The sequence below is a fragment of the Streptomyces sp. NPDC056231 genome (genome assembly GCF_048270745.1).
GTDB lineage: Bacteria > Actinomycetota > Actinomycetes > Streptomycetales > Streptomycetaceae > Streptomyces.
Map to the genome: position 1 here is coordinate 21,419 of NZ_JBLVKW010000090.1, position 6,211 is coordinate 27,629.

A 6,211-nucleotide genomic window follows, 5' to 3' on the forward strand; every position below is an offset into this window, starting at 1 on the left:
CCGGCGCCGACGGGAGGCTGAGGGGGCTTTCGGCGACGTTTCGGCTCGGCGCGGCCTCGGCCCGCCCAGGATTCAGTTCGCCGGGGCCTTCGTGCGCAGGACCTTCAGGAACTCGCGCATCCACGCCGAGTGGTCCGGCCAGGCGCGGGACGAGATCAGGGTGCCGTCCACCACCGCTTCATGGTCCTCGAAGGTGGCACCCGCCGCCTGCATGTCGAGTTCCAGTGCGGGGTAGGCCGTGACGCGGCGGCCGCCCAGTTCGCCGATCGCCGCCGTCAGCAGGGGGCCGTGACAGATCTGGGCGACCGGCCTGTCCGAGTCGAAGAAGGCCTTGAGGATCTTGCGGAGCTCGGCGTCGTTGCGCAGGTACTCGGGGGCGCGTCCGCCCGGGATGACCAGGGCGGCGTAGTCTCCGGCGTCGACCTCGGAGAACGCCAGATCGGCCGGCCAGGTGTAGCCGGGCTTCTCGGTGTACGTGTCGAAGCCGGGCTCGAAGTCGTGGACGACGAAGCGGAGCGTCTTGCGGGCGGGGGCCGCGATATGGACGTCGTACCCCTCCTCGCGCAGCCGCTGGTACGGGTACAGGACTTCCAGGGACTCGGCGGCGTCGCCGGTGACGATCAGGACCTTCGGTGCCATGGTGCGGGCTCCCCTCGCGCGGACGTCTGCGTCAAGCGTGCATCTGCCCGTTGCGCGCTGTCCAGAGTGTCAAAGTTCGGGGCCTTCTTTTGTACACATACGGCTCATGACGGTTCCGGGTACGGGCGAGATAGCCTGGACCCGTGATCAGCGCGATATGCCTTGGGGGCAGCGAAGCCCCCGGCCTGCGCCCGGAGTGCCACCGTGCCCGGGCGATCACTGATCCCCTCGTCCCGGACCTGCTGCCGAAAAAGGCCGATATGGTCCCGGGCATCTCTCGTAGCGGCATAGCGTCGTCTCAGACCGGAAACCCCGTGTCGTGGCGGTACGTCGCTTTTTCCACCTACGTCACGCAACGGCGCGCGACAGGAGCCAGAGGACATGCAGACCAAGCTGGACGAAGCCAAGGCCGAGCTGCTCGCACGGGCGGCACGGGTAGCTGACAACAGTCCGGGCGGTGGTGTCGGCGGCCCGGGCGGTACCCCTCAGGTGCACGTCGAGGGCACCGGGGCCGGCGCCACCGGTGCCGGGCAGGGCGAGTACCCGGGCCCGGACGTGCTGCACTCGTACCTCCAGCGCTACTACCTGCACACCGCTCCGGAGGACCTCGTCGGCCGCGACCCGGTCGATGTCTTCGGTGCTGCCTCCTCCCACTACCGGCTCGCGGAGAACCGCCCGCAGGGCACCGCGAACGTCCGGGTGCACACCCCGACCGTCGAGGAGAACGGCTGGACCTGCAGCCACTCCGTCGTCGAGGTCGTCACCGACGACATGCCGTTCCTGGTCGACTCCGTCACCAATGAGCTGTCCCGGCAGGGGCGCGGCATCCATGTCGTGATCCACCCGCAGGTCGTCGTCCGTCGCGATGTCACCGGCAAGCTCATCGAGGTCCTCGCCGAGGGCAACGGCCTCACTGCCGACCAGCAGGGCCGCAAGGGCGCCGACGGGGCCAAGGGGACCACGCACGCGCTGCCGCACGACGCGCTCGTCGAGTCCTGGATCCACGTCGAGATCGACCGCGAGACCGACCGCTCCGACCTGAAGCAGATCTCCCTGGATCTGCTCCGCGTGCTGTCCGACGTACGGGAGACCGTCGAGGACTGGGACAAGATGCGCGACGCCGCGCTGCGCATCGCCGACGACCTGCCCGGCGAGCCGCTCGACGAGCTCGCCGACGAAGAGGTGAACGAGGCCCGGGAGCTGCTGCGGTGGCTCTCCGCCGACCACTTCACCTTCCTCGGCTACCGCGAGTACGAGCTGAAGGAGAGCGACGCACTGGCTGCCGTCCCCGGCACCGGCCTCGGCATCCTGCGCTCCGACCCGCACCACAGCGAGGACGAGGCGCACCCGGTCAGCCCGTCCTTCGAGCGGCTGCCCGCCGACGCCCGCGCCAAGGCCCGCGAGCACAAGCTGCTGATCCTCACCAAGGCGAACAGCCGGTCGACCGTGCACCGCCCCAGCTACCTCGACTACGTCGGCGTGAAGAAGTTCGACACCGACGGCAACGTCGTCGGTGAGCGCCGCTTCCTCGGACTGTTCTCGTCCGCCGCCTACACCGAGTCCGTGCGCCGGGTGCCCGTCATCCGCCGCAAGGTCGCCGAGGTGCTGGAGGGTGCGGGCTTCTCGCCCAACAGCCACGACGGACGCGATCTGCTGCAGATCCTGGAGACGTACCCGCGCGACGAGCTCTTCCAGACCTCCGTCGACCAGCTGCGTTCCATCGTGACGTCCGTGCTGTACCTCCAGGAGCGGCGCCGACTGCGGCTCTACCTCCGCCAGGACGAGTACGGGCGCTACTACTCCGCGATCGTCTACCTGCCGCGCGACCGCTACACCACCGGTGTGCGGCTGCGGCTGATCGACATCCTGAAGGAGGAGCTCGCCGGCACCAGCGTCGACTTCACCGCCTGGAACACCGAGTCGATCCTTTCCCGGCTGCACTTCGTCGTGCGGGTCGCGCCCGGCACCGAGCTGCCCGACCTGACCGGCGCCGAGGTCGACCGCATCGAGGCGCGTCTCGTCGAGGCCGCCCGCTCCTGGGCCGACGGCTTCCAGGAAGCGTTGACCGCCGAGTGCGGTGAGGAGCGCGCCGCCGAGCTGCTGCGCCACTACGGTCACTCGTTCCCCGAGGGCTACAAGGCCGACCACACGCCGCGTGCCGCCGTCGCCGACCTGGTCCACCTCGAAGCGCTGAAGAAGGACGAGAAGGACTTCGCGCTCAGCCTGTACGAGCCGGTCGGCGCAGGCCCCGGTGAGCGCCGCTTCAAGATCTACCGGACGGGTGAGCAGGTCTCCCTCTCCGCCGTTCTCCCCGCGCTCCAGCGGCTCGGGGTCGAGGTCGTCGACGAGCGTCCGTACGAGCTGCGCTGCGCGGACCGTACGCACGCCTGGATCTACGACTTCGGGCTGCGGATGCCGCAGGTCAACGGCAGCGGCACCTACCTCGCCGACGACGCCCGCGACCGGTTCCAGGACGCGTTCGCCGCGGTGTGGACCGGGCAGGCCGAGAACGACGGCTTCAACTCCCTGGTGCTCGGCGCCGGTCTGAACTGGCGGCAGGCGATGGTGCTGCGCGCCTACGCGAAGTATCTGCGGCAGGCCGGCTCGACCTTCAGCCAGGACTACATGGAGGACACCCTCCGTAACAACGTCCACACCACCCGGCTGCTGATCTCCCTCTTCGAGGCCCGGATGTCGCCCGGTCGGCAGAGCGCCGGCACGGAGCTGATCGACGGTCTCCTCGAAGAGCTCGACGGGGCGCTCGACCAGGTCGCCTCGCTCGACGAGGACCGGATCCTGCGGTCCTTCCTCACCGTCATCAAGGCGACCCTGCGCACGAACTTCTTCCAGATTGCGGACGGCGGCAAGCCGCACGCGTACGTCTCGATGAAGTTCGACCCGCAGGCCATCCCGGACCTTCCCGCGCCCCGCCCGGCGTTCGAGATCTGGGTGTACTCGCCGCGCGTCGAGGGTGTCCACCTGCGCTTCGGCAAGGTCGCCCGTGGTGGTCTGCGCTGGTCGGACCGGCGGGAGGACTTCCGTACGGAGATCCTCGGCCTGGTCAAGGCGCAGATGGTCAAGAACACCGTCATCGTTCCGGTCGGCGCCAAGGGCGGCTTCGTCGCCAAGCAGCTGCCGGACCCGGCCGTCGACCGTGACGCCTGGATGGCCGAGGGCATCGCCTCGTACCGGACATTCATCTCGGCGCTGCTCGACATCACCGACAACCTGGTGGCCGGCGAGGTCGTGCCGCCCGTCGACGTCGTGCGCCACGACGAGGACGACACCTACCTCGTCGTCGCCGCCGACAAGGGCACCGCGAGCTTCTCCGACATCGCCAACGAGGTCGCCGTCGGGTACGGCTTCTGGCTCGGCGACGCGTTCGCCTCCGGTGGTTCCGCCGGTTACGACCACAAGGGCATGGGCATCACCGCCCGCGGCGCCTGGGAGTCCGTGAAGCGGCACTTCCGCGAGCTCGGCCACGACACCCAGACCGAGGACTTCACGGTCGTCGGCGTCGGCGACATGTCCGGTGACGTGTTCGGCAACGGCATGCTGCTCTCCGAGCACATCCGGCTCGTCGCCGCCTTCGACCACCGGCACATCTTCCTCGACCCGACCCCGGACGCCGCCACCTCGTACGCCGAGCGGCGCCGCCTCTTCGAGCTGCCGCGCAGCTCCTGGGCCGACTACAGCAAGGACCTGCTCTCCGCGGGCGGCGGCATCCACCCCCGTACCGCGAAGTCGATCCCGATCAACGCGCACGTCCGCGAGGCGCTCGGCATCGAGTCGGGGGTCACCAAGATGACGCCCGCCGACCTGATGCAGACCATCCTCAAGGCGCCCGTCGACCTGGTGTGGAACGGCGGCATCGGTACGTACATCAAGTCGTCGGCCGAGTCGAACGCGGACGTCGGCGACAAGGCCAACGACGCGATTCGCGTCAACGGTGAGGACCTGCGGGCCAAGGTCGTCGGCGAGGGCGGCAACCTCGGCGCGACGCAGCTCGGCCGGATCGAGTTCGCCCGGGGCGGCGGCCGGATCAACACCGACGCGATCGACAACAGCGCGGGTGTGGACACCTCCGACCACGAGGTGAACATCAAGATCCTGCTCAACGGGCTGGTCCGGGACGGCGACATGACCGTCAAGCAGCGCAACAAGCTGCTTGCGGACATGACCGACGAGATCGGCCGTCTGGTGCTGCGCAACAACTACGCGCAGAACACCGCGCTCGCCAACTCCGCCACCCAGTCCGCCTCCCTGCTCCACGCCCAGCAGCGCTTCATGCGCCGCCTGGGCCGCGACGGGCACCTGGACCGTGCGCTGGAGTTCCTGCCCACCGACCGGCAGATCCGGGAGCTGCTGAACAGCGGCAAGGGGCTCACCCAGCCCGAGCTCGCCGTACTGCTGGCCTACACGAAGATCACCGCATCCGACGAGCTGATCCGGACCAGCCTGCCGGACGACCCGTACCTGCAGAAGCTGCTGTACGCCTACTTCCCGGAGCAACTGCGCGCGCAGTTCCCCGAGGCGGTCGACGGACACGCCCTGCGTCGCGAGATCATCACCACGGTGCTGGTCAACGACACGGTGAACACCGGTGGTTCGACCTTCCTGCACCGGATGCGGGAAGAGACCGGCGCATCGATCGAGGAGATCGTGCGGGCGCAGGCCGCAGCCCGCGAGATCTTCGGCCTGGGCCAGGTGTGGGACGCCGTCGAGGCGCTCGACAACAAGGTCGCCGCCGATGTGCAGACCCGGATCAGGCTGCACTCGCGCCGGCTCGTCGAGCGCGGCTCGCGCTGGCTGCTCGGCAACCGGCCGCAGCCGCTGGAGATCGCCGGGACGATCGGCTTCTTCAAGGACGGCGTCGACCAGGTCTGGGCCGAGCTGCCCAAGATGCTGAAGGGCGCCGACGAGGAGTGGTACCAGTCGATCCTGGACGAGCTCACCGAGGCCGGCGTCCCGGACGAGCTGGCGCAGCGCGTCGCCGGGTTCTCCTCCGCCTTCCCGGCGCTCGACATCGTGGCGATCGCGGAGCGCGTCGGCAAGGAACCGCTTGCCGTCGCCGAGGTCTACTACGACCTCGCGGACCGGCTGGGCATCACCCAGCTGATGGACCGGATCATCGAGCTGCCGCGGAGCGACCGCTGGCAGTCCATGGCCCGTGCCTCCATCCGTGAGGACCTGTACGCCGCGCATGCCGCGCTCACCGCGGATGTGCTGAGCGCGGGCAACGGGACGTCGACGCCGCCGGAGCGGTTCGAGGCGTGGGAGGAGAAGAACGCGGCGATCCTGACGCGTTCGCGCTCCACGCTGGAGGAGATCCAGGGGTCGGACGCGTTCGACCTGGCGAACCTGTCGGTGGCCATGCGGACGATGCGGACGCTGCTGCGTACGCACGGCTGATCGGGCGGCGCTTGTACCGAAGGGGGCGCCCCGGGCTTTCGGCCCGGGGCGCCCTGGACGACACGTCCCTGCTGGCCGCTCCGCAGACCGAGCGGCGCGGGATCCTGGAGGAGGCGCTGGCGGAGGCCTCGGCGCCCGTCCATCTCGCCCCCTCCACCAC

General features: G+C 69.5%; 2 protein-coding genes. One reads left to right on the plus strand and one right to left on the minus strand.

The window, feature by feature from the left end; translation table 11 throughout:
- Nucleotides 1-72 precede the first annotated feature (72 nt).
- On the minus strand, nt 73-639 hold the full coding sequence (locus ACNPQM_RS37910) for a DJ-1/PfpI family protein (protein WP_366138180.1): 567 nt from the start codon (nt 637-639) through the stop codon (nt 73-75).
- 381 nt (nt 640-1,020) lie between these two features.
- Here ACNPQM_RS37910 and ACNPQM_RS37915 point away from each other — a divergent pair, with 381 nt between their 5' ends.
- Complete coding sequence (locus tag ACNPQM_RS37915; RefSeq protein ID WP_418087521.1) at nt 1,021-6,051, plus strand: NAD-glutamate dehydrogenase; 5,031 nt, start codon at nt 1,021-1,023, stop codon at nt 6,049-6,051.
- Nucleotides 6,052-6,211: the final 160 nt, after the last annotated feature.

Coding starts and splice junctions, on each gene's coding strand:
- ACNPQM_RS37910 (WP_366138180.1), bottom strand. CDS start 639: ATGGCACCGAAGGTCCTGATCGTCACCGGCGACGCCGCCGAGTCCCTG.
- ACNPQM_RS37915 (WP_418087521.1), top strand. CDS start 1,021: ATGCAGACCAAGCTGGACGAAGCCAAGGCCGAGCTGCTCGCACGGGCG.